The sequence below is a fragment of the Streptococcus cristatus genome (assembly GCF_963529205.1).
In the GTDB taxonomy this organism is placed as follows: domain Bacteria; phylum Bacillota; class Bacilli; order Lactobacillales; family Streptococcaceae; genus Streptococcus; species Streptococcus cristatus_O.
Genome location: NZ_CAURYF010000007.1, coordinates 1 through 24,557, shown reverse-complemented (window position 1 = coordinate 24,557; position 24,557 = coordinate 1). Strand labels below are relative to the sequence as shown.

General features: G+C 43.0%; 21 protein-coding genes and 1 pseudogene. 3 read left to right on the top strand and 19 right to left on the bottom strand.

Annotated features, from left to right (window positions below):
* Window positions 1-373: 373 nt before the first annotated feature.
* The 3 genes from RWS39_RS02775 to RWS39_RS02765 all read right to left on the bottom strand — a co-directional run bounded on the left by RWS39_RS02775 (window position 374) and on the right by RWS39_RS02765 (window position 4,036).
* On the bottom strand, window positions 374-1,798 hold the full coding sequence (locus RWS39_RS02775; RefSeq protein WP_314480209.1) for an NADP-dependent glyceraldehyde-3-phosphate dehydrogenase: 1,425 nt from the start codon (window positions 1,796-1,798) through the stop codon (window positions 374-376).
* A 236-nt stretch (window positions 1,799-2,034) separates the two neighbouring features.
* Window positions 2,035-3,768 carry a phosphoenolpyruvate--protein phosphotransferase gene (gene ptsP, locus RWS39_RS02770; RefSeq protein WP_125373530.1) on the bottom strand — a complete coding sequence of 578 codons (1,734 nt, stop codon included), beginning with the start codon at window positions 3,766-3,768 and terminating at the stop codon, window positions 2,035-2,037.
* A gap of 4 nt (window positions 3,769-3,772) precedes the next feature.
* Window positions 3,773-4,036, bottom strand: a complete 264-nt coding sequence (locus RWS39_RS02765; RefSeq protein WP_005589589.1) for a phosphocarrier protein HPr — start codon at window positions 4,034-4,036, stop codon at window positions 3,773-3,775.
* A 443-nt stretch (window positions 4,037-4,479) separates the two neighbouring features.
* Here RWS39_RS02765 and nrdH point away from each other — a divergent pair, with 443 nt between their 5' ends.
* The 3 genes from nrdH (at window position 4,480) to nrdF (ending at window position 8,051) form a co-directional block, all read left to right on the top strand.
* The gene (nrdH, locus tag RWS39_RS02760) at window positions 4,480-4,698 is read left to right on the top strand and encodes a glutaredoxin-like protein NrdH (protein WP_005589588.1); all 219 of its coding nucleotides are present in this window, start codon (window positions 4,480-4,482) and stop codon (window positions 4,696-4,698) included.
* Between the two features lie 94 nt (window positions 4,699-4,792).
* Complete coding sequence (gene nrdE, locus RWS39_RS02755; RefSeq protein ID WP_314480204.1) at window positions 4,793-6,952, top strand: class 1b ribonucleoside-diphosphate reductase subunit alpha; 2,160 nt, start codon at window positions 4,793-4,795, stop codon at window positions 6,950-6,952.
* A 133-nt stretch (window positions 6,953-7,085) separates the two neighbouring features.
* Window positions 7,086-8,051: a class 1b ribonucleoside-diphosphate reductase subunit beta gene (gene nrdF / locus RWS39_RS02750; RefSeq protein ID WP_314480201.1), complete on the top strand. Its 966-nt coding sequence runs from the start codon at window positions 7,086-7,088 to the stop codon at window positions 8,049-8,051.
* A gap of 62 nt (window positions 8,052-8,113) precedes the next feature.
* On the opposite strand, the gene RWS39_RS02745 is transcribed toward nrdF, so the two are convergent.
* The 16 genes and pseudogenes from RWS39_RS02745 to RWS39_RS02670 form a co-directional block, all read right to left on the bottom strand.
* The gene (locus RWS39_RS02745) at window positions 8,114-9,112 is read right to left on the bottom strand and encodes a PhoH family protein (RefSeq protein ID WP_314480198.1); all 999 of its coding nucleotides are present in this window, start codon (window positions 9,110-9,112) and stop codon (window positions 8,114-8,116) included.
* 90 nt (window positions 9,113-9,202) lie between these two features.
* Window positions 9,203-9,418, bottom strand: a complete 216-nt coding sequence (locus RWS39_RS02740; protein ID WP_005589581.1) for a YozE family protein — start codon at window positions 9,416-9,418, stop codon at window positions 9,203-9,205.
* Window positions 9,419-10,273 carry an RNA-binding virulence regulatory protein CvfB gene (cvfB, locus tag RWS39_RS02735; RefSeq protein WP_314480194.1) on the bottom strand — a complete coding sequence of 285 codons (855 nt, stop codon included), beginning with the start codon at window positions 10,271-10,273 and terminating at the stop codon, window positions 9,419-9,421. It lies immediately after the preceding gene.
* 99 nt (window positions 10,274-10,372) lie between these two features.
* On the bottom strand, window positions 10,373-10,930 hold the full coding sequence (gene frr, locus RWS39_RS02730; RefSeq protein ID WP_314480191.1) for a ribosome recycling factor: 558 nt from the start codon (window positions 10,928-10,930) through the stop codon (window positions 10,373-10,375).
* 19 nt (window positions 10,931-10,949) lie between these two features.
* Window positions 10,950-11,675: a UMP kinase gene (pyrH, locus tag RWS39_RS02725; protein ID WP_005589574.1), complete on the bottom strand. Its 726-nt coding sequence runs from the start codon at window positions 11,673-11,675 to the stop codon at window positions 10,950-10,952.
* A 129-nt stretch (window positions 11,676-11,804) separates the two neighbouring features.
* A complete protein-coding gene (locus RWS39_RS02720) occupies window positions 11,805-13,019 on the bottom strand; it encodes an ABC transporter permease (RefSeq protein WP_314480188.1) in 1,215 nt (404 codons plus the stop codon).
* Window positions 13,016-13,909 carry an ABC transporter ATP-binding protein gene (locus RWS39_RS02715; RefSeq protein WP_314480185.1) on the bottom strand — a complete coding sequence of 298 codons (894 nt, stop codon included), beginning with the start codon at window positions 13,907-13,909 and terminating at the stop codon, window positions 13,016-13,018. Before RWS39_RS02715 ends, RWS39_RS02720 begins: the two co-directional genes overlap by 4 nt.
* Window positions 13,910-14,089: 180 nt before the next feature.
* Complete coding sequence (locus RWS39_RS02710; RefSeq protein WP_314480183.1) at window positions 14,090-15,001, bottom strand: magnesium transporter CorA family protein; 912 nt, start codon at window positions 14,999-15,001, stop codon at window positions 14,090-14,092.
* A gap of 443 nt (window positions 15,002-15,444) precedes the next feature.
* Window positions 15,445-16,989, bottom strand: coding sequence for a peptide chain release factor 3 (locus RWS39_RS02705; RefSeq protein WP_314480181.1), 1,545 nt, complete (start codon window positions 16,987-16,989; stop codon window positions 15,445-15,447).
* Window positions 16,990-17,283: 294 nt separating this feature from the next.
* The gene (locus RWS39_RS02700; RefSeq protein WP_314480177.1) at window positions 17,284-17,964 is read right to left on the bottom strand and encodes a YwaF family protein; all 681 of its coding nucleotides are present in this window, start codon (window positions 17,962-17,964) and stop codon (window positions 17,284-17,286) included.
* 108 nt (window positions 17,965-18,072) lie between these two features.
* Window positions 18,073-18,765, bottom strand: a complete 693-nt coding sequence (locus tag RWS39_RS02695) for a YwaF family protein (protein WP_314480174.1) — start codon at window positions 18,763-18,765, stop codon at window positions 18,073-18,075.
* A gap of 117 nt (window positions 18,766-18,882) precedes the next feature.
* Window positions 18,883-20,256: a UDP-N-acetylmuramoyl-tripeptide--D-alanyl-D-alanine ligase gene (locus RWS39_RS02690; protein WP_314480172.1), complete on the bottom strand. Its 1,374-nt coding sequence runs from the start codon at window positions 20,254-20,256 to the stop codon at window positions 18,883-18,885.
* Between the two features lie 104 nt (window positions 20,257-20,360).
* Window positions 20,361-21,407, bottom strand: coding sequence for a D-alanine--D-alanine ligase (locus tag RWS39_RS02685; RefSeq protein ID WP_314480169.1), 1,047 nt, complete (start codon window positions 21,405-21,407; stop codon window positions 20,361-20,363).
* 148 nt (window positions 21,408-21,555) lie between these two features.
* Window positions 21,556-22,152, bottom strand: coding sequence for a recombination mediator RecR (gene recR / locus RWS39_RS02680; protein ID WP_005589561.1), 597 nt, complete (start codon window positions 22,150-22,152; stop codon window positions 21,556-21,558).
* A gap of 53 nt (window positions 22,153-22,205) precedes the next feature.
* Window positions 22,206-24,263 (bottom strand): penicillin-binding protein PBP2B, encoded by a 2,058-nt coding sequence (pbp2b, locus tag RWS39_RS02675; protein WP_314480166.1) that lies wholly within the window; start codon window positions 24,261-24,263, stop codon window positions 22,206-22,208.
* A 129-nt stretch (window positions 24,264-24,392) separates the two neighbouring features.
* Window positions 24,393-24,557 (bottom strand): annotated as a pseudogene (locus tag RWS39_RS02670) (phosphoglycerate mutase); the annotation flags it as partial.

Genomic DNA, 24,557 nt, shown 5'->3' with positions numbered 1-24,557 from the left:
CACCTTTCTATTTGTAAGCGTTTTCTATGTTTCTATTTTACCCCATTTTCTTATATTTTTCAAGTAAATTTCCAAAAACTATCTCAAAAATTTCAAAAGCCCAATTTCTTCAAAAGAATGAATTACTATATCGACAGGCCATTGAAGAAGATCTCATGAAATACTAATTCTACAGGCTTTTACTTGAATTATTTGATATAAAATTAGAGATAAAACGGTTAAAATTTGTATAGACCAATATGTAAATTTACATTTTAAAATGATAAGCAATCAAAAATATCAACGCCTGCTTATTTTTATATTGTTCGAACACTTGTTAGAATTACAAGTTCATCAAGGTAAGAAAAAAGGCCGCACAAAGCCGCCTTTCTCATTATTTCACATCAAACACGATGGATTTCACTTGTGTCATCGCTTCGATACTGTAACGAATCCCTTGCACTCCGGCTCCAGATCCCTTAACACCAAGGAATGGGAAGTTATCTGGACCACGTTGGGTCTTATTATTGATGTGTACAGTACCCACTTCCAGTTTCTCAGCAATTTCAAATGCTTTCGGGAAATCATTTGTAAAGACTGAAGATTGAAGACCAAATTCTGACTGGTTACAGATCTGAATAGCCTCTTCAACGGAAGTCACACGAATAATCGGAAGAACAGGACCAAATGGCTCTTCCCAAGCTAATTTCATATCCAGTGTCACATGGTCAAACAAGGCAGGCCAGATGAGATTTGCTTCACGTTTGATTTCTGTCAAGGCTGACGCTCCCTTTTCCTGAGCATCTTCAATCAAGCCCCAGATGAAATCTGCTGATGCATGATCAATGACTGGTGTGATATCCGCATTATCAAAGGGATCACCAACCGTCAGTTTCTCTACCTCTGCCTGAAGTAACGCTGCTAATTTATCTGCTACGCTCTCCATGACAATGACACGTTTAATAGCCGTACAGCGCTGACCGGAATAACTGTATGCCCCGCCAACAATCTGCTTAGCTGCATGCTCCAAGTCAGCATCTTCCAGCACAACTGCAGCATCCTTACCACCCAATTCTAACATAATGGGGCGCATACCAGCCAACTTACCGATGCGTTCACCGATTGGAGTAGAGCCAGTAAAGTTAATGTAATTTACTTCCTTATGCTCAATGATGTAGTCCCCGATTTCTGAACCACGTCCTGTGATGGTATTGAAAACACCAGCAGGAAGACCAGCCTCAGCAAAAGCCTGAGCCAAGAGCAGACCAGAAATCGAACCTTGAGTAGGTGGCTTAAACATTACAACATTTCCGCCGATAAGGGCAGGAGCAATCTTAGAACCAGACAGATTGACTGGGTAATTAAATGGCGCAATAGCCAAGACAACTCCTACAGGCTCACGACGAACCATAGCCAATTTTTTCTTGCTGGCAGCTTCAAAGCCGCCACCTTCCATAACTTGACCGTGAATACGGATGCCCTCTTCAGCCGCATAACGAATCAAGTCTGCTGTCCGGACTACCTCTCCGACTGCCGCTTTGATACCCTTGGCAACTTCTTTTGCAAGGATTTCGCCAATCTTCTCTTGATCACGCTCCAAAATATCCGCGGCCTTATGCAGATAAGCTGCACGTTCGACTGCTGAAAGAGCGCGCCAAGCTGGCAAAGCAGCACGAGCGCTCGCCATCGCATAATCAACCTCTGTCTGACTCATGGCAGGCACAGTTCCTAAAATCTCATTATTGATAGGAGATGAGATGGTGATTTCATTTTCAGAAGCTCTCCACTCTCCATTTATATAGTTCTTATATTGTGTCACTTGTGCCCTCCATAATGTTATTAAGTATCATTTTATCAAATTTTCTGAAAATTTCAACTAAATTTTATATATTTAAAGAAATTTTTCACAATTTTCATGAATCATCTTCTTTTGCTCATATTAACTCTCTATATTTCTCGATTTTTTATCAATTCTCACTTTCTACACTAGGTCCACTATGACGTTGAAGAAAACTAAAAAAGACCAGGAAAATTTCCTGATCTTATTTTTTTAGATTAATCAAAGTCAAGATATTCTTTTTCAAGTTCAAGAACTTCTTCCATTGTCGCACACTCAGTCAAAGCGCGTTGTGCAAGTTCTTGCATCTTCACTGTATCCAATTTCTTCATAAGGCTACGAGTCCGAAGGACAGATGTTGCACTCATAGAGAATTCATCCAAGCCCATACCGACAAGGAGTGGCACAGCTGTTTGGTCACCGGCCATTTCTCCACACATACCTGCCCACTTGCCTTCAGCGTGAGCTGCCTTGATAACGTTGTTGATCAAGCGAAGGATAGATGGGTTGTATGGTTGGTAGAGGTATGAAACTTGTTCGTTCATACGGTCAGCAGCCATTGTGTATTGGATCAAGTCGTTAGTACCGATAGAGAAGAAGTCAACTTCTTTCGCAAATTGATCAGCTAGCATTGCTGCTGCTGGAATTTCAATCATGATACCTACTTGAATATTGTCCGCTACAGCAACACCTTCAGCTTGCAATTTCGCTTTTTCTTCTTCGTAAACTGCTTTAGCTTTACGGAATTCTGTCAAGAGGGCAACCATTGGGAACATGATACGCAATTGTCCGTGTACAGAAGCACGCAAGAGAGCACGGATTTGTGTACGGAACATAGCGTCGCCAGTTTCAGAGATAGAGATACGCAATGCACGGAAACCAAGGAATGGGTTCATTTCATGCGGCATATCGAAGTAAGGAAGCTCCTTATCTCCACCGATGTCCATCGTACGGACAACTACTGGTTTACCGTTCATACCTTCCAAGACAGCCTTGTAAGCTTCGTATTGCTCATCTTCTGTTGGGAAGTCTTGCGAATCCATGTAAAGGAATTCTGTACGATAAAGACCTACGGCTTCAGCACCATTTGCATTGACACCTTCAACGTCTTTTGGTGTACCAATGTTAGCTGCGAGTTCAAAGTGTTTGCCATCGGCAGTCACTGTTTGAGCATCTTTCAAGAGAGCCCATTCAGCTTTTTGTTTAGCATAAGCTTCACCAGCTGCCTTGAATGCTGCTGCCTGCTCTTCAGTTGGGTTAATGATAACTTCACCAGTGATACCATTTGCTGCAATGATATCGCCGTCTTTAACGAGTTCAGTAATATTATTGGTTCCCAATACCGCTGCGATTTCAAGCGTACGCGCCATAATCGCAGAGTGGCTTGTTCGTCCACCGATATTGGTTACAAACGCTTTAACAAATTTCTTGTCTAATTGAGCTGTATCAGAAGGAGTCAAGTCATGTGCAATCACAACTGATTCTTCATTGATAGAAGCTGGATTTGGTAATTTCTTGCCCAAAAGGTTTGCCAAAACACGCTTCGTTACATCACGAATGTCTGCCGCACGTTCTTGCATGTATGGATTGTCTTCCATACCTTCAAAAATAGCGATAAACATGTCTGTAACTTCTTTCAGACCAGCTTCCGCATTTACTTTCTTAGTACGGATCGTTTCTTTGATTTGACCAACCATTTCAGGGTCAGCGAGTACCATTAAGTGAGCGTCAAATACTTGAGCCGCTTCCTCACCAAGGCTATCTACTGCTTTCTCACGGATAACAGAAAGCTCGTTCTGTGAAGCTTCAAGAGCTGCATCCAAACGAGCCTCTTCTGCATTCGTATCATCGACTGAAACAGTCTCAAATGACAAATCCGGTTGAACTAATAGATATGCCTTAGCAACAGCAACACCATCAGATGCTGCAATTCCTTTAAGCATTTCTGTCATTTTATTATGCCAATCCTTCTTTTTCCATTGTTTCTGAGATAGCAGCGATAGCATCATCCGCGTCTGCACCTTCAGCTGAGATTGTAACGTCAGCACCTTGGCCAACACCAAGACTCATAACACCCATGATTGATTTAAGGTTTACTGATTTACCTTTGTACTCAAGAGTGATATCTGAAGCAAATTTGCTAGCTGTTTGTACCAACAATGTTGCTGGACGCGCGTGAATACCTGTTTCTGCCACAATGTGGAAATCTTTAGAAGCCATAGTTAGACTCTCCTTTAAAATAATTCTTTTTGAGTTAAAGTGATAACCCTTACAAATTGATATTATATCACTTTTTGAAATCTTTTTCAAGAATTTTATAGCCCGCTTACAAAATATTTCGTTAGAGTTTGAAAATGAATTCTGTTTTAAATATAGTAGATTGGATAGTCAACTCCCTCTCTTTCCGAAATAGTTTCAAGGATTTCTTCCCTATAATGAATTCTTCTTGGTCTAGCTTCGCTTAAAGTATAGTAAGCGCTGTGACTCCTTGTGGTTATTTCTCTTTGTTTCGATGTTTTATACACTATATATTGTATCTAAATAGTTGCTATAAGAAAATATCATACAATATTTAGTTCAAAACTGTTGACATCGAATTCGCTTTTAGATATACTAGTTTCAGATTAAAATTTAAGAAAATGAAAGTATAGAGGAATCATCTAATGGTAACTATTTACTCTAAAAACGATTGTGTTCAATGCAAGATGACCAAACGTTTTCTTGATACCAACAATGTGGAATATCGCGAAATCAACCTTGATGAGCAACCAGAATACATCGACCATGTTAAAAGCCTCGGTTTCAATGCAGCGCCTGTTATTCAAACGCCAACTGAAGCATTCTCTGGTTTCCAGCCTGGTAAACTTAAAAAATTATCATAATCTCACCAATATTTAGAGCTTTGTTGCCGCTCCTATCATTCGTAGGAGCCGTTTATTTTGTAAAAGCAAAAGACATTTTAGAAAAAGGAAAATTATGGGACTCAAACACTTAGAAGATGTGACTTACTTCCGTCTAAATAACGAAATCAACCGTCCAGTCAATGGGCAAATCATGCTTCACAAAGACAAAGAAGCCTTGGAAGCCTTCTTTAAAGAAAATGTTGAACCAAACACGATGAAGTTTGCTTCTATTACTAAAAAAATTCAATACTTAATCGAAGAGAACTACTTGGAAAAAGAATTTATCCAACTCTATTCTCCTGAATATATTGAAGAGTTAGCTGCTTTTATCCATGCTCAAGATTTCAAGTTCAAATCTTTCATGGCAGCTTACAAATTCTACAACCAGTATGCGCTGAAAACCAATGACGGTGAGTATTATCTAGAAAGTATGGAAGACCGCGTACTCTTCAACGCCCTCTACTTTGCTAACGGAGATGAGGCCATTGCCAAGGATATTGCTAATGAAATCATCCACCAACGCTATCAACCAGCGACACCTAGCTTCCTCAACGCTGGTCGAGCTCGTCGTGGTGAATTGGTTTCCTGCTTCCTCATCCAAGTAACAGATGATATGAACTCAATCGGCCGCTCCATTAACTCTGCCCTGCAATTGTCTCGTATCGGAGGTGGGGTCGGTATTTCTCTCAGCAATCTGCGGGAGGCTGGAGCACCTATCAAGGGCTATGAGGGAGCAGCGTCTGGCGTTGTACCTGTTATGAAGCTCTTCGAAGACAGCTTCTCTTACTCTAACCAACTGGGGCAACGTCAGGGAGCTGGGGTTGTTTACCTCAATGTCTTCCACCCAGATATCATCGCCTTCCTTTCTACTAAGAAAGAAAATGCCGACGAAAAAGTTCGGGTCAAAACCCTCTCGCTCGGGGTCGTGATTCCAGATAAATTCTATGAATTGGCGCGTAAAAATGAAGATATGTACCTCTTCAGCCCCTACTCAATCGAACGTGAATACGGCGTACCATTTGCCTATATCGACATCACTGAAAAATACGATGAGTTGGTCGCTAATCCAAACATCACTAAGACCAAGATCAAGGCCCGTGATTTGGAAACAGAAATTTCCAAACTCCAACAAGAATCTGGCTATCCTTATGTCGTAAACATTGATACAGCTAACCGTTCAAATCCAATCGACGGTAAAATCATCATGAGTAACCTTTGCTCTGAAATCCTGCAAGTACAAGAGCCTAGTCTCTTGAATGACGCACAAGAGTATCTCCACTTAGGGACAGATGTATCATGTAACTTAGGCTCTACCAACGTCGTCAACATGATGACTTCGCCTGACTTTGGAAAATCCATTCGGACTATGACACGCGCTTTGACCTTTGTCACTGACAGCTCACACATCACAGCTGTGCCTTCTATCGACAACGGTAACAGTCTGGCGCACACCTTTGGCCTGGGAGCTATGGGACTGCACAGCTATTTGGCTCAGCAACTGATCGACTATGGATCAGCGGAAGCTGTCGAGTTTACCAGCATCTACTTCATGCTCATGAACTACTGGACCTTGGTTGAGTCTAACAATATCGCTCGCGAGCGTGGTGTGACCTTCCATAACTTTGAAAAATCTGACTATGCCAACGGCACTTACTTTGACAAATACCTGACGGGTGAATTTGTACCTAAGTCTGACCGTGTGAAGGAACTTTTCAAAGATATCTTTATCCCAACCGCTGCTGACTGGGCAGAACTTCGTGACAAGGTAAAAGCGGACGGTCTCTATCACCAAAACCGCCTAGCTGTTGCACCAAATGGCTCTATCAGCTACATCAACGATGTTTCTGCTTCAATCCATCCAATCACTCAGCGGATCGAAGAACGTCAGGAAAAGAAAATCGGTAAGATTTACTATCCTGCGGCAGGTTTGTCAACTGAAACCATTCCTTACTATACTTCTGCCTATGACATGGATATGCGCAAGGTTATCGATGTCTACTCAGCTGCAACTGAGCACGTGGATCAAGGACTTTCACTGACACTCTTCATGCGTAGTGACATTCCTAAAGGCCTCTACGAGTGGAAAAAAGAAAGCAAGCAGACAACCCGCGACCTTTCTATCCTGCGTAACTACGCCTTCAACAAGGGAATCAAGTCCATCTACTACGTCCGCACCTTCACTGATGATGGCGGCGAAGTAGGCGCTAACCAATGTGAAAGCTGTGTGATCTAGTAAGTAACAATTTACAATTACACCATTTAAATTCAACAAAATAAAGTATAAAAAAGCACCTATCGTAATGTCGCCAAGGAAATCATTCCATCGGCGACATAAGCAAGTATTAGAAGTTTAAAGCGAGATTATCATGGAAACATACTATAAAGCCATAAACTGGAATGCTATCGAAGATGTCATCGACAAATCAACTTGGGAAAAGCTGACTGAGCAATTCTGGCTGGATACGCGGATTCCCCTATCCAATGACCTAGACGACTGGAGAAAACTATCAAACAAAGAAAAAGACTTGGTAGGTAAAGTCTTTGGTGGGTTAACCCTTCTTGATACCATGCAATCTGAAACTGGGGTTCAAGCTCTGCGCTCAGACATCCGTACACCGCATGAGGAAGCTGTTTTCAACAACATCCAATTTATGGAGTCCGTTCACGCAAAATCTTACTCTTCTATCTTTTCTACCTTGAATACCAAGGCTGAAATTGAAGAAATCTTTGAATGGACTAACACAAACCCATACCTACAAAGAAAAGCAGAAATTATCAATGAAATCTACCTCAATGGTAGCCACCTTGAAAAGAAGATTGCCAGCGTTTTCCTTGAAACCTTCCTCTTCTACTCTGGTTTCTTTACACCCCTTTACTATCTTGGCAATAACAAGCTGGCCAACGTTGCGGAAATCATCAAACTAATCATCCGTGATGAATCTGTTCACGGAACTTACATTGGTTACAAATTCCAACTTGGTTTCAACGAATTGCCGGAAGAAGAGCAAGAAAAACTCAAAGAATGGATGTACGACTTGCTCTACACCCTCTACGAAAACGAAGAAGGCTATACAGAAAGCCTCTATGACGGTGTTGGTTGGACCGAAGAAGTGAAAACCTTCCTTCGTTACAATGCCAATAAGGCCCTTATGAACCTAGGACAGGATCCACTTTTCCCAGATTCAGCTGATGATGTCAACCCTATCGTCATGAACGGTATCTCAACAGGAACATCCAACCACGACTTCTTCTCTCAAGTCGGAAATGGTTACCTTCTTGGTGAAGTTGAGGCCATGCAAGACGATGACTACAACTACGGTTTAACCAAATAATTTGCAGACACTAGAAAACGACTAACTTGTTCATCAAGTTAGTCGTTTTTTATCATTTATCCTCAGCTAGTGCTTTTGTCTTCAGCTACTTCACTATCCTCTTTCTTAGGAGCTGGCGGTTCATAGGCACGGATGATCTGCGCCACTACTGGATGGCGAACCACATCCTTGGCTGAGAAATGCACAAAATCAATCTGGGAGATGTTTTTCAATTTCTCCTGAGCGTCGATGAGACCAGATTTAACATTGCGAGGCAGATCAATCTGACTGATGTCACCATTGACAATCATCTTGGACTGGAAGCCCAGCCGTGTCAGAAACATCTTCATCTGCATGATGGTGGTATTCTGAGCTTCATCCAGAATGACAAAGGCATCATCCAGCGTCCGCCCCCGCATATAGGCCAGAGGTGCAATCTCAATGATTTCTCGCTCCATTAGGCGCGTCGTCTGGTCCTTGCCCAAAATCTGATACAAGGCATCATAGACTGGTCGCAGATAAGGATCCACCTTTTCCTTAAGGTCACCAGGCAGAAAGCCCAAACTCTCACCAGCTTCTACCGCTGGTCGCGTCAAGATGATGCGTTTGACCTGCCCACGTTTGAGAGCTGTCACCGCCAAGGTCACCGCCAGAAAGGTCTTGCCTGTTCCGGCTGGCCCGATACCAAAGACAATATCATGATTTTTAACACTGTCCACATAGATTTTTTGACCAAGTGTCTTGACCCGAATCGGCTTGCCATAGCTGTCCTTGATGATTTCTTCTTCGTAAAGAGCTACAAACTTATCAATTTCATCATTTTTGACCATGGTAATGGCTGTCACAACATCGGGTGTGCCGATGGTCATGCCACGATTGACCAAGACCAACAGAGCCTGAATGACCTGTCGAGTCTCCTCGCAGGCAGCCTCCGTACCCAAAATCTGCACAATCTCGGTTCGGGCATGGATAGTTACCTGCAATTCCTGCTCCATTAGGCGCAGATGGCGTTCATTAGAGCCAAAAAGATGAAAGGCATCATCTGGATGGCCCAGTTTCAATTCTACTGAATGTTCCTGCAAACAAAGAACCTCTCTATTTTAATTTTTTGAATGAATTACCTTTATTATATCAAAGCAAGCAGAAAATGACTATCCCTAGCCACTATCCACTTAATGGGCCTGATACTCTTCCCAAATAGCATCAAACTCGCCCAAGTTAAAGGAAAAATTTGCATGCTCCTCCAAAAAACGACTGACTTCATCAAAATCATCTGTATGCTTGGGAAAGGCCGTATCCTGAAAAGCCAAGTCCGCCAAAATAGCTTTGGGCTTATTACTTTTTGGATTTCGCTCCGTCATCAGCCAGCTGTAAAAAGATTTTCTCATTTACACCAACTCCGTTCCAGTCACATCTTGCTTGATTTTACCAGCCTTCATCAGCCCACCCAGAGCTTTTTTAAACTGGCCTTTGGAAATACCAAAAGTGGCCTTGATGTCGTCTGGTGAAGATTTGTCGTTCAAAGTCATGAAGCCACCGTTGCTCTCCAGATAGGTCAGAATCATCTGGGCATCGTTTTCCAGCATTTCAAAGGAGCGAGGCTTGAGGGAGAGATTAAGGGTGCGGTCTACTTCACGGAAGCCAATTACTCGTGCGTCTAAGACCTGCCCCAGACGTGGTTCTGCATAGCGCTCGCTCGGATGGATGAAGCCCAGCATATTATTCTCTGGCAGATAGACAAAGGTGCCAGAAAGCTTGAGCCGATAAACAATGGCTGGCCAATTTTGGTTCTGCATGTTATTGTAGGCAGGGCGAGCCAGACGCTGGAAATCCTCTTGATAAGCCAGTTGACCCCAGATGCGGTCTTTCTTGTCCACATCCAGACGAATATAGAGGCGGTCGCCCTTCTTAGGCCAAAGTTCCTTGATTTCTGGCAAGATGTCTAGTGACACGACGATTTGCTTATCCGGCAGGCCGGTATCGACAAAGACGCCTAGATCCTTACGAACCTCCGTCACTGTTCCCCAACCAAATTGCTCTTGGGTCGCTGTGACTTCAAGAGTCGTCAGGCGAAGCTTCTGCTTCATATCGCTATAGGCAAAGCCCTTGACAGACTGACCAAGCTCATGCGGTCCCTCTTCCTTAGAAAGGGCATAAGTTTGTCCATCCTTTTGAACAAAGTAAAAACGATCATTTTCATCCGTGATAATCCCCACGATGAAGCTAGCAAGATTTGTGTTCATATAGTCCTACTTCTACCTTGCCTCTTCTAATCGCAAGGATTTTTATGTTAAAACAACTCAGCCAGCCTAGGCCAACTGAGTTTTGATTCTGCTAAAATATTAAACTTCTAGAAGTTCCTTTTCCTTAGTCGCTGTCATATCATCGATATGCTTCACTGCATCATCAGTGACTTTTTGAATATCCTTTTCAAGAACCTTCAATTCATCTTCAGTGATTTCTTTAGCCTTTTCCTGTTTCTTTGCTTCGTCCATCGCATCGCGGCGGATGTTACGAATCGCAATCTTAGCATTTTCACCGACTTTTTTCACTTCTTTAGCCAAGTCACGACGAGTTTCCTCTGTCAGAGCTGGAATAACCAATCGAATGACAGATCCGTCGCTAGATGGTGTAATACCTAAGTCAGATGCATTGATCGCACGCTCGATATCCTTGATAGAAGACTTGTCAAAAGGTGTTACCAATAGCACACGCGCTTCTGGAATCGTGATAGAAGAAAGTTGGTTAAGCGGTGTCTCTACTCCATAGTATTCCACTTGGATACGATCCAAAAGGCTAGCATTAGCGCGGCCTGCACGAATGCTACCAAATTCACGCGCTAGACTTTGGTGCGACTGGGTCATTCTTTCTTTTGCTTTTTCTACAATTGCATTTGCCATTTTCTTTTCTCCCTGATTTTTATAAATTATTTGAGACAGTTGTCCCGATTTGCTCGCCAAAGACGACTCGTTTGATATTGCCAGGTTCATTCATATTGAAGACGACTAGGTCAATGTCATTGTCCATAGAAAGGGTAGAAGCAGTCGAGTCCATGATGCGCAAACCTTTGTTAATAACATCACGGTGGGTCAATTCATCAAACTTCACAGCTGTTTTATCTTTATTTGGATCGGCATTGTAGACCCCATCCACGCCATTTTTAGCCATGAGAATAGCATCTGCCTCAATTTCCGCAGCCCGCAGAGCAGCTGTCGTATCTGTTGAGAAATATGGTGAACCAATACCAGCACCGAAAATAACAATCCGACCTTTTTCCAAGTGACGAAGGGCACGTCCACGAATATAAGGCTCAGCTACCTGCTGCATGGCAATTGCTGTTTGAACGCGGGTGTCAACACCCACTTGTTGCAGAGAATCCGCCATTACAAGTGCATTCATGACGGTTCCTAACATGCCAGTATAGTCCGCTTGAACGCGATCCATGCCTGCTTCTGCTGCTGGCTCGCCTCGCCAAAGATTACCACCACCGATAACCAAGGCAATTTGAATGCCCAGTTCATGGACTTCCTTGATTTCTTCAGCCATCTTTTGAACAGTGGCGATGTTGATCCCTACACCTTTTTCGCCAGCCAAAGCTTCTCCAGATAGTTTAATCAAAATACGCTTATATTTAGGTTCTACCATTTTTCCACTCCTTGTTTTATCTGTACTATTTTACCATAAATTCCACTTTTTACCTAGCCCTATTATTCAAAATATTAAATTAAAATACAAAAAGAAAACTCCACCAGATGACTCCAGTGAAGTTGTGATTTATTTATATTTTAAAGCACGTTTGAAGGTCTTCCAAGCTCCCAAATCATCCGTCTGCAGGACAAGGCTGGAGTAGATTCGTGCAATGAAAACGGTCATCATCACCGCAAAAGCAGCTGTAATTCCTAGAGAAAGCCAAGCTTCCAAGCTGGTTGCATAACCATTGATAGCTCGGAAAGGCATGAAAAAGGTTGAGATGAAAGGAAGATAAGAACCAACCTTCAAAATCACATTATCTCCTGCTGCCCCCAAAGCTGAAACTCCCATGAAGCCGACTAAAATCAGCATGATAACTGGCGAAAGGACTTTTCCTGTATCTTCTGCTCGAGCCACCATGGAGCCAAGAAAGGCCGACAAGACGACATACATAAAGATGCTAACAGCTACAAAAGCTAGAGTATTCAAAGACACAGCTTCTCCGATATACTGTTGAATGGCTGGATTGCTCTTCAAAACTTGAGATACAAGAGGAATGCTGTCCGCAAAGAGAAAGGCTGCCAGTCCACCAAGCACATAAATACCCAGATGGCTAAGAATCACTGCAAAAATCCCAATCATACGAGCATAGAAATAATCCGTCGCCTTAATACTGGAGAAGATAACTTCCATGATTTTTGTGCCCTTTTCACTTGCTACATCTTGGGCAGTAATGCTGGCATAAGTAATCAGAATCATATAGAGCAGGAAGCCCAGTCCCATTGCAGCAAAGGTCTGAACCATCTTCTTGCCTTCTTTATTTTCATTGATTTTTTCTTCAAACTGGACTGTCCGCGCAAGAATCTGACTCTGCTCATCTGATAAATCAGCCTGAGCCAAGTTTAAAGCCTGCTGGACCTGGATAAGGGAATTGGACAGAGCCATTTTCATTGCAGCGTTCATGCTGGTTTCTGCATAGTAGGTGGCAGAAAGCTGTCCAGCTCTTTCCTCAATCGTCAGATAGCCCGCGATTTTCTTATCTTTTACAGCCTGCTTGGCTGCTGCTTCATCTTTGTACTGAAAACTCAGCTGATCTTCAGCTCTTAATACTTCTCGTACAGAATCAAGCTGGGTCAGTACTGCTACTTTTTTTGAAGAGGCCATCGAGCTTCCTTGCAGATAGCCAATCCCCAAGCTCAGCCCAAGAAAGAGAAAAGGAGACAAGACCATAAAGACAAAACTCCAAGACTTGACATGACGCAGGTATGTTTCTTTGATAACGATTAACATTTGTTTCATACTTCCACCCCTGATTCTAATTTGAAAATTTCATCAATTGTCGGTGCCTGCTGGTCAAAAGTCGCCACATAACTTCCCTGGGTCAAGCGATCAAACAATTCAGGGCCAGCTGTTTCGTCATCCAAAATCAATTTCCAGATTCCTTGCTTGGTCTGCGTCGCCTTGACAACATGAGGCAGGGCTTCTAATTCAGCCTGTGATAGGTCACTTGAGACGAAAAGACGAGTTTTACCATATTGGTTGCGGACTGCCTGTACATCCCCATTTAGAACTACTTGCCCGTCACGAATCATCAGAACATCATCACACAATTTTTCCACATTTGTCATGACATGATCCGAGAAGATAATCGTCGCTCCGCGCTTTTTCTCCTCAACAATCACTTCCTTCAGGATTTCTGTATTGACAGGATCCAGACCGCTGAAGGGCTCGTCTAAAATAATCAAGTCTGGCTCATGCAGGAGCGTGATAATCAGCTGAACCTTTTGCTGGTTCCCCTTAGACAAACTCTTGATTTTGTCGGTTAATTTCCCCTTGACCTGAAGCATTTCCATCCACTGAGGCAGTTTTTCTTTGACAACAGCTGTCGGCACACCCTTTAGATTTGCCAGATAGCGCACTTGCTCAAAGACCGTCAGCTTGGGCATCAGGCTTCTTTCCTCAGGTAGATAGCCAATCCTGCTATAGGTCTCCTGCTTGATAGCCTGCCCTTCGAAACGGATCTCTCCACTATAGTCTAGGAAGCGCAAAATACTGTGAAAAATCGTTGTTTTCCCAGCACCGTTTTTCCCAATCAAACCAAGGATATGTCCCGTCTGGGCTTCAAAATCAATACCGAACAAGACTTGCTTTTGCCCAAAACTTTTTTCTAGTTTTTCTACATGCAGCATATGAAACCTCCTATTATGATACTAAGATTATTATACTACTTTGAAAGCAGTTTTTCATCTTTTTGTCCTACTATACAAGAAATTTTATCTCTATTTTTCATAAATAGAATATGAAACTCGCTCCAGCTAGCACCACAAATAAATGAGGCTCGAAAGCCTCATTCATTTAATATATTTTATTCATCGCTCTTTATTGACCACCCATTTGAGGAGATTGGTCAGAAGAACCCAAAGAACAAGACTGATGGTGACAATGTAAAGCCAGGCATTCTTGTCCGTTGCCCAAGGCAGGGGCACATTCATACCAAAGAAGCCAGTGATGACTGCAAGAACTGCCAGAAGAACCGAAATAATGGTCAAGACAGTCAAATTATCATTCAGATTGTTGTTCAGAATGTTATTATAGGAGCCCGAAAGCTGGCTAAGAACTTGAGCAATCAAATCCGTCATTGAAACCAGCTGACGTGCCTCAATCATGGCATCTTCAAACTGCTCGGTTTCTAGTTCATCAAAGCTACGATAAACAGCATGACTCTTGATGTGCCCCAGAAGAATAGTATTTTGCTTGGATGCCGCCACCAGATAGACCATAGAAGTTTCCAAGTCGGAGAGGGCAAACAAGTGCTTTTTAGTAGTTTTTTGACGCAAAAGTCTGTTAAGCTCATCCTTGCGCTTATCCATCTGCTCAATGACCGGATAGTAGGAATTGGAGATCAACTCCAGACTAGCAAAAAGAAACTTATAGACCGATACAGGCTCATGGTGCTCCGTGTAGGCCTTCATGATATCGACCACATAGGCATTGTCTTGATTGCTGATGGTGATGAGACGATCCTGCTGTACCACGAAAGTCATCGGAATAGTCTCATAGTAGTCCTTCTCTGTCGCTAAATTCAGGACATTATAGATAAAAAGAACCGTCCCATTCTCACGATTGTAGTCCATGTGAGCTCGCTCGTTTTTATCCAGTGCATACTCGATGGTTTCAAGGTCGATATTGTAATCCTGATAAATCTGTCCATTCTTTTTAACATCATCTGAGTCAATGTTGATCCAGACAGATTGGTCTTTTAGTTTTCTTTCCAGAAACATAGAACTCCTTTCTGGGATCTAGAATAATTGTCTAATAACTCACGCCTAATGTCCACACTTAGCCTCATTGCCAAAGCTCCTATGTCCTGACAATAAACAAGCAAATCGATATTATTTTCTAAACATAAGTGTAAGGCAGGTAGCTAGTCTAACTTTCTACCCTTTACGATACGAAAAGGCGAAAACAGTCTTTTTTCGCCGATGAGTTAGTGAGGTAGTTAGGTATTTGGCTTCCTTTCCGTTACGACGTAAAGTTTTACGAATCGATAATATTCGTAAAACTTTACTAGTGAAGCGTTTAGGTAAGCCGATTTTACACTACGACACTGAGTTTTACAAATCGATTTCATTTGTAAAACTCAGTTAGTGAGGCAGTTAGGCAAGTCTAATAGGACTTGCCGTAGTCTACTTAGATTGCTATGCAATCAAGTAGACTTACTGAATCACATCTTCTCTTCTAACTTCACATCCGGGTACTTGTCCGCAAACCAGCGGAGGGCAAAGTCATTTTCAAAGAGGAAGACTGGTTGGTCGAAACGATCCTTAGCCAAGATATTGCGGCTTGATGACATCCGTTCATCCAAGTCCTCAGGCTTGATCCAACGAACGGTCTTTTTACCCATTGGGCTCATGACCACTTCTGCATTGTACTCGCCTTCCATGCGGTGCTTAAAGACTTCAAACTGGAGTTGTCCGACAGCACCCAGCATATACTCGCCTGTTTGGTAGTTCTTATAAAGCTGAATGGCTCCTTCTTGCACTAATTGTTCAATCCCCTTGTGGAAGGATTTTTGCTTCATGACGTTCTTAGCAGAAACTTTCATGAAAATCTCAGGGGTAAAGGTTGGCAGTGGTTCAAATTCAAACTTGTTTTTTCCAACTGTCAAGGTGTCTCCAACCTGATAAGTACCTGTATCGTAAACCCCGATGATATCACCTGCCACGGCATTGGTCACATTTTCACGACTTTCCGCCATAAACTGAGTAACACTAGACAGCTTGGCACCTTTACCAGTTCGAGGCAGATTGACACTCATGCCACGTTCAAATTCACCTGATACGATACGGACAAAGGCAATGCGGTCACGGTGACGAGGGTCCATGTTGGCTTGGATTTTAAAGACAAATCCGGAGAAATCCTTATCATAAGGATCGACAATTTCTCCATCTGTTTTCTTGTGGCCATGCGGTTCTGGCGCAAATTTCAAGAAAGTTTCAAGGAAGGTCTGCACACCAAAGTTTGTCAAGGCTGATCCAAAGAAGACAGGAGTTAGCTCACCAGCTAAAATAGCTTCCTCTGAGAACTCATTCCCTGCTTCCTTCAGGAGCTCAATGTCATCCTTGACTTGCTCGTAGAAAGGATTGCTACCAAAAAGTTTATCTCCATCTTCCAGACTAGCAAAACGTTCATCCCCTTTGTAGAGCTCCAAACGTTGGTTATAGAGGTCATACAAGCCTTCAAAGGCCTTCCCCATACCAATTGGCCAGTTCATCGGGTAGCTCGCAATGCCCAAGACTTCTTCCAATTCTTGCAAGAGGTCCAGTGGCTCACGCCCATCACGGTCTAGCTTGTTCATAAAGGTAAAGACAGGGATTCCACGGTGTTTGACAACCTCAAACAATTTCTTGGTTTGGGCCTCAATACCCTTGGCAGAGTCCACGACCATGACCGCAGCATCCACCGCCATCAAGGTCCGATAGGTATCTTCTGAGAAGTCTTCGTGCCCTGGTGTGTCTAGGATGTTGACGCGTTTGCCGTCGTAGTCAAACTGCATAACAGATGAAGTTACCGAAATCCCACGTTGTTTCTCGATATCCATCCAGTCAGACTTGGCAAAGTTACCAGTCTTTTTTCCCTTGACTGTACCAGCCTCACGAATTTCGCCCCCAAAGTAGAGCAGCTGCTCAGTAATAGTTGTTTTACCCGCGTCCGGGTGGGAGATGATAGCAAAGGTGCGTCGTTTCTTAATTTCTTCTTGTAAAGTCATCTTCTTCTCTTTCTTTTCTTTTTGGATAATGGTGAATGTCAGTATTTTTTATTTTACATTGGAATATTCTAATCCTTTCAACCTACCTATTATAGCGGATTTGGCGCTTTTTTTCAATTATATAAGAATGATAAAAATCGCTCTTTCCAGCGATTCTATTCTTTATATTTGGCTAACTTGTCTTACAATCTGACAATGACACTGCTAAAGAGAAAATTACATAGATTAAGATTAAAATCAGATTTAAGAAAAGTCCTGCCAAATAAACTTGACAGGAGCTTGTAACATTCAATATTAAACAATTTCCAGTTGTTTTTTCCACCGTTTCTTAAATACTTCATCAAAAAGAAGCAAGGTAGCGGATAAAATAATCGACACAGCTAGATATTTTACTAAAAGATTGTGCTGACTGATAAAAGGCGGGCTTTTTAGCAGACCGTAATTTCCACCCGTCACTTGATTAACACCGACAAGAAAGGCATCGAGCACAAAAGTATAGAGAACAATCATGTATTTCTTGAGCTGGGTCTTGTCGTAGTGATTCATCAGATAAATTAGGGAATTAACCAAGAGGGCATAGTGACCAATCAGGAAAGAGAAGCTGGTAATATGCGGGAAATCATAAGGATCAAAGACTGGATAGCCGAGGGCGAAGACTGCCCCGCTGGCTCCTAAAAGAGCGAAATACTGCTTGCTGGGCCATTTATCTGGCAGAAAGACTACCGCAAACATGGCCAAACGGCAATGGTATAGAGGCAGACTATTTGCCAGAGGGAGCTGAAAACCCACATACCAACCATAAAGAATTGCCAGTTGGCACAACTGAAGGATTTTCATGCTTTTGATAAAGCTAGGATTCTTATGGTATTTTATCGATGCGTATATAGACAGCAAAAGCAGCGCCATCATCAAAGAGTAGGCCAAAGCTGAAACAAAGGGTGGTTCAGTTTGGTTGGTAGTCAAAAAATGATGCATCCAGTTTCCTTTCTACTTTTAAAATCTGTATGTTCAAACTCCCATGCAGCTTGAAAATCTAGGCAGAATTTTTCTAGTTATCAGAGAAATCATTTCCTCTTCCAATCTTTATTGGGTCAATCGCTCTGCCTGTCTTTCCTTCATTTCTTTGAACAAGTAAGAAAATAGAAGCAAGGCCGTCGCTAAGACCACAGACACGATCATATAATTCCCAAGCATACCATGATCTCCTACCAGAGGTGGCTCCTTTAAGAAACCGTAGTTGCCCCCGAAAGCAATATTTCCAAGCAAGATAAGGAAGTCTAAGCCAAAGGTAATTTCTACGATACGGCGATAGGACAAATTAAGTCTATCATAATGCTTCATCAGGTAGATAATCGAATTGCCTAACAGGGCTAAATGACCGATGAAAAATGAAAATAGCGTGATATGTGGAAATGGATATGGGTCCAAAATCGGATAGACAATAGCGCAAATCGGTCCAAACACTCCCAGTAAGGCGAAATATTGCTTATAGGCTACTTTATCTGGCAGTAGCAAGACAGCAAACATCGCCACTCGACAATGGTACAAAGGGAGACTCTCCGATAAAGGCTCCTGAATAGCCAAGTACCAGCCATACAAAGAGACTAATTGTACGATTTGGGCAACTCTAAAAAAGGTCTGTACTTTCTTTCGCTCAAAAAAACGACTGGCAACATAGATGACGGACACTAGGCTCATCATGAGCAGAATATAAGCAAAAGGCGTTATCACAGGCGGTTCTGTTTTGTGACTAGTAAAAAAATCTAGTAAATTCATCTTTCAAATTTTCATCCTAATACATAATTTTTAAGGACATTGGGCTTGCCGTTCCTAGCAAAGTCCTTCATTTTTTTCAAAAAGTTTTTCAACTGTCTATCTAGACTAGAAGAAGTATCAGTTGTCCCCATGCTCCAAGGCCTCCACTAGTTTATCCAATTTCATCGAATTACTGCCCTTGAGCAAGATTTGGTCGGCTGATTGCAACCAAGTCTTAACGGTCTTGGTCAAATCTTCAAACTGATCTTTGTCAGCATTTTTGACAAAATAATGCACCCGATTTGGTGGGTAGATTTCCCGAGCATAGACATAGAGGGCTTCCATATCCTCGCCATAAAGGAAAAGATCGGTGATAATCTCTGGATTGAGGCTGGTAATCATGGCTCCGTGCATCAGCTTGGAGTCAGCACCCAGCTCCTTCATATCCGCCAAGACTGCAGCCTTGCGGCCTCCCTGACTGGCTGGAATCGTTGAGAAAGTCTCAAGAATCAAGCGCATGGCTGTTGGATTGGCGTTGTAGACATCTGACAGGATATCGGCCCCATTAGCCGCCTTCTTCCACTCGGTTCGATTGCGGGTCAATTCCAGCTGGGCAAAGGCCTGACGGATCGCCGACTCACTGACACCCTCTTGCAAGGCCACGTAAGAGGCGATCATGGCGTTGGTCGCATTGTATTTGCCAGTCACGGGCAAGTCAATCGCCTGCTCCAGAAAATTCGCTTCAAAGGTCAAACTATCCTTACGCTCTTCTAGACGGGTCAAGCAAATATCTGCATCGGGACCAAAGCGAGCCACTTTTTGCTGGTCTGGCAGAAAGTCATTGACAATCTTGTCTGCTGGAGCCAAGAGCAGACTGCCTTTCCTCATGCCATCTGCAATCTGCATCTTGCCTTTAGCAATCTCCATACGGCTTCCGAAAAATTCTAAGTGAGCTTCGCCAATCAAGGTCACAATGCCAGTTTTCGGCTTGGCAATTTCAGATAGAAGATGGATATCTCCCAAGTGGTCCTGTCCCATTTCCAAAACCAGCTTTTCTGTGTCGTCCGGCATGTGGAGCACCGTGTAGGGCAAACCGATTTCATTATTATAGTTGCCTTGGGTCTTATAGGTTTTGTAGCTAGTAGCCAGTAGCTGAGCCAGCATATCCTTGGTTGTAGTCTTCCCATTGGAGCCTGTCACAGCGAGCACATCTACACCTGTCTTTTCTAGATAGTATTGAGCCAAAGCTTGAAAGGCCGCTAACACATTATCGACCAAGACATAGGGCCCTTCTGCTACTGGACGTTCAGACAAGGTAGCCGCAGCCCCCTGAGCAAAAGCCGTCGCGATAAAGTCATGGCCGTCACGCGCGCCCTTGAGCGGGATAAAAAGATCCCCCGCCTCAATCAAACGGCTGTCAAATTCAGCATTTCTAAAAGTCACATTTTCAAACTGACTGACATCATTTTTCGCAGCCAAGACTTCTGCTATTTCATATAAATCTAATTTCATATTTTTAACTCATTTTTTCGCTTTTTCCCAAAAAAGAAGGGAGTGAGGCCAAACTAAATACTAAACATTCAGTCTGTCTTCTCAGTCCCTCTATTATATCATAATTATAAAAGATGCGCTTCTCTCTTAGCAAAGGCCTCTTCAGCTAGATTTACCAATTTCTCAATCAAATCAGAATAAGGCAGTCCCATATTTTCCCAAAGCAAGGGATACATAGACCATTGGGTAAAGCCAGGCATGGTGTTGAGCTCATTGAGGAAAATGTCCCCTTCTTCGGTGTAGAAGAAATCACAGCGAGCCAATCCCTGTCCGCCCAAGGCACGAAAGGCTGTCTCAGCATTCGTACGCATGACTGAAATAACCTCGTCCGAGATTTTCGCAGGAATGTCCATGGTAATCTTATTGTCAATATACTTGGCTTCATAGTCGTAGAAAGCCACATCCTTGACCACTTCGCCCGGCAAGGTGCTCTTAACGTCATAATTTCCTAAGAGACCAACCTCAATCTCACGCGCATTGACTCCCTGCTCAATCAAGACACGGCTGTCATACTTGAAGGCCAAATCCAATGCTGCCCGCAGCTCCTCTTGATTCTCAGACTTGGAAATACCGACACTAGAGCCCATATTAGACGGTTTAGTAAAAATAGGATAAGTTAATTTTTCTTCGATTTCGGCAATTTTTTCTTCCAGATTTTCACCCTCAATCACCGCTACATAAGGTACCTGTGGGATTCCAGCAGACTCCAGAATACGTTTGGTGGTGATTTTGTCCATGGCAACACTTGAAGACAAGATGTTGCAGCCTACATAAGGAAGGCGCAGCACTTCAAGGAAGCCTTGAATAGAGCCATCCTCGCCCATCGGTCCATGAAGAACAGGAAAGACAACTGCATTTTCCTCATAAATATCACTCGGTTTGACTTGCTGCGAGAAGTCAACCGTATCATTGGTCATGAGCTTTTCATCTGCAGACGGCTTTTCTGTAAATACCTGCGTTTTGATAAAATCGCCAGCTTTTGTGATGAAATAAGTCTTGACAGAAAATTTGTCATAGTTGATAGCTCGCATGACACTCTCAGCCGACAAGACTGAAACTTCTCGCTCAGCACTACGGCCACCGTATAGTAAAATCAAGGTTTGTTTGACCATTATCTTATCCTAACATTTCTAGCTATAAGTTCATTTTGGGTTGCCCCATCTTCTTTTTAGACTGTTTCAGTATATCATATTTCCTAGCATTTTTGAATAGAAAAAAGACTCCCAAAGCTGTTTTTCAGCAGGAAATCTTTCTTTATTCTTACAATTCTGTCCGATTTTCAATGGCTCGGAGCAGGGTCACTTCGTCTGCGTATTCGATATCAGCGCCGACAGCCAGTCCGCGGGCCAGTCGAGTCACCTTGATGCCTGCAGGTTTGAGCACTCGAGAAATATACATAGAAGTCGCTTCTCCGTCAGCCGTCGCATTAGTAGCCACAATCACTTCCATCACTTGGCTGTCCATCAAGCGAGTCAGGAGACTCTTGAGATTGATATCATCTGGTCCTACACCGTTCATTGGTGAAATAAGGCCGTGGAGAACATGATAGAGGCCGTGGTATTCTTGGATATTTTCCATGGCAGACACATCGCGGCTATCCTCAACGATCAGAATCACAGTCTGATCGCGCGTTTGATCCGTACAGATAGCACAAGGATCATCGTCTGTCAGATTGCCACAGATAGAGCAGTAAGTCAGCTCACGCTTGGCAGCTAGTAGATTTTTGGCAAATTCATTGACATCATCGTCACTCATCCCGATGGTATAAAAAGCCAAACGAGTAGCTGTCTTGATGCCGATACCCGGCAGTTTGGAAAAGCTATCAATCAATTTGGCGATAGGAGTTGGATAAAGCATAATAGTAATCGTTGAGCAGTAAAATCTTGATCTGATTCTACTGCCTTTCCTTTCTAATTCATAGGGTGCTGTTGATTATAAAGGTTGATAATATCACGGGTAATACTGTGGCTGACCGTTGAGGAAAGGTCAGTATTGTGCGGAAAGACCACGGCCACAGCTATTTTAGGATTATCGCTTGGTGCATAGGATACGACATTGGTGTTGATAGCAGATGTACCACCGTTGACAAAGGTTTCGGCAGTCCCTGTTTTGGCACTGATCGAGACCATGGCACCTTGGGCAATCGTCCGTCCAGTTGTAAAGCCACTCCATCCATTGACCACCTGATAGAAACCTTGTTTTATCAGAGCCATATTTTCCTCAGAAATATTGACCTGATTTAACTCTTTGGTTTCCTTCTTCTCAATCAAGTCTCCCAGTCCACCTTGGTCATTGTTGGCGTAAATGCCTTCAACCAGATGCGGAGCTACCCGTTTGCCGTTATTGGCTACTGTCGACGCATATTGAGCCAACTGAAGTGGAGTGTAGTTATCAAACTGACCAAAAGCATCCGTAATATAATTGCTAACTGTGAAGTTTTTGGGAATATAGCCTGTTGATTCCGTCGGTAAATCAATCCCTGTCTCAGTCCCCAGACCATATTCTGCAAAAGTCGAGCGGAGCTTTTTCATTGAAGCATCGACATTATGGGTTCCTAAAGCCATATTTGGGCTATACGGAGTTCCAAGCATATTTAGGGCCACCTGAACCATATAGGTATTAGACGAGTATTCCAGAGCCTCCACTGCCGTAATAGAACGTGAACCATAGGCCGTAAACCAAGAATTGATGGGAGTAGAACCCGCAAAAAGAATCGGCTGATCGACCAAGGATTGATTTCCTGAAATGGCTCCATACTGCCAACCAGCGGTTAAGGTAGCCGCTTTAACGACAGAACCAGGAACAAAGACATTTGTAATGGTACCAAGCGCATCCGCCGAGATATCGCCTGTTTCCAGGTCGTGCTTGATACCAGCCAGGGCCAAGATTGATCCTGTATTGGGATCCATAGCCACAGCATAGACGCCTTCTGAATAGGCGGCATTACCTTTGGCTAGCTCCATATTAAAGGCATTTCTGAGAATATCCTCGACTCCCTGCTGGAAAGTCAGATCCACAGTTAGCTTCAAATTGTTCCCTTTGCTGCCTTCGGAAATGGTCTCAACGCTCTCCATGTTGCCATTTTTGTCCAGCCGAATTTCTTTCTCTGCCCGTTTTCCTTGTAAAACAGACTCATACTCTTTTTCCAGATAAGAAATTCCCACTCGGTCATTCAGAGAATAGCCTTTCTTGACATAGTCATCCGCTTCCTCAGCTGGCAGACCTGTTTTTTCGGTCGAAATTTGACCAACAATCGAAGCTAGCGATGTTTCCAAGACTTTTCGATTCCAGCTAGTTGAAATACTAATGCCCGGAAGTTCTTTGCCAATTGAAGCAATCGTAGCGACTTGCTCCGTCGTCAAGTCATCCGTCTGGATCGTACCTGTAGAAAAGTTCGGCACAGCATTCATCTGGCTAAACAAAGCGATGATTCTCTTTTCCTCATCCGTATACCCTAGCTGGCTTGGATCAATACTCTCTGCCGCCGCTTTATAAATCTTGGATTCAGGTAAACGATTGCCATCCGTATCAAATTTTTCCTCCTTGGGTAATTTTTCAACCACTTCTCGGTAAACCTTATTATCCGCCAGATAATAGTCAACTTCTTGGCGCTCGGTCACTTTTAGATCCGACACCGACACATACTGCAGCAATTTTTGTGCTGTTTCACGGATTTCTTCTGCTGTCAGTTTATTGTCTCGTGTAAAGGTCACCACTTGCTTGGTTGTATTTTCCACTAAGGGCTTGCCTGAAGCGTCATAGATCTGCCCACGAACCGAACTCGATTTAATCTTCGTTTTACTTGCTTTAGCTAATTTATCTGTATAAAATTCTTGATTGACGACCTGCATATAGCCCAGACGAGCGATCAGCACCAAAAATAAGGCTCCGACAATTCCAAATAGAAGGTAGAGTCGGCCTGTGATAGAATGACTATCAAATTTCCTCTTAGACATTTCTTCTCTCATTCTCGTAAAAATCTATCTTTTATTTTACCACATTTCCCCAGCAATGAAGCATGGAAATCTAAAAGGAAAGAAAAAGAATTTTTCTCCAACAATGAGAAAAAGCTCTGCTAGGCAGAGCTTCATCATCAATTATTTTCCAAGGTAGTATTCAGCAACTACGTTCAATTTTTCATCGAATTCGAATACCAATGGCGGGAAGTTAGGGATTTCCACGTCCATGATTTCATCATCTGACAATTGTTTGATGTGTTTTACAAGGGCACGGATTGAGTTACCGTGAGCTCCTACGAATAC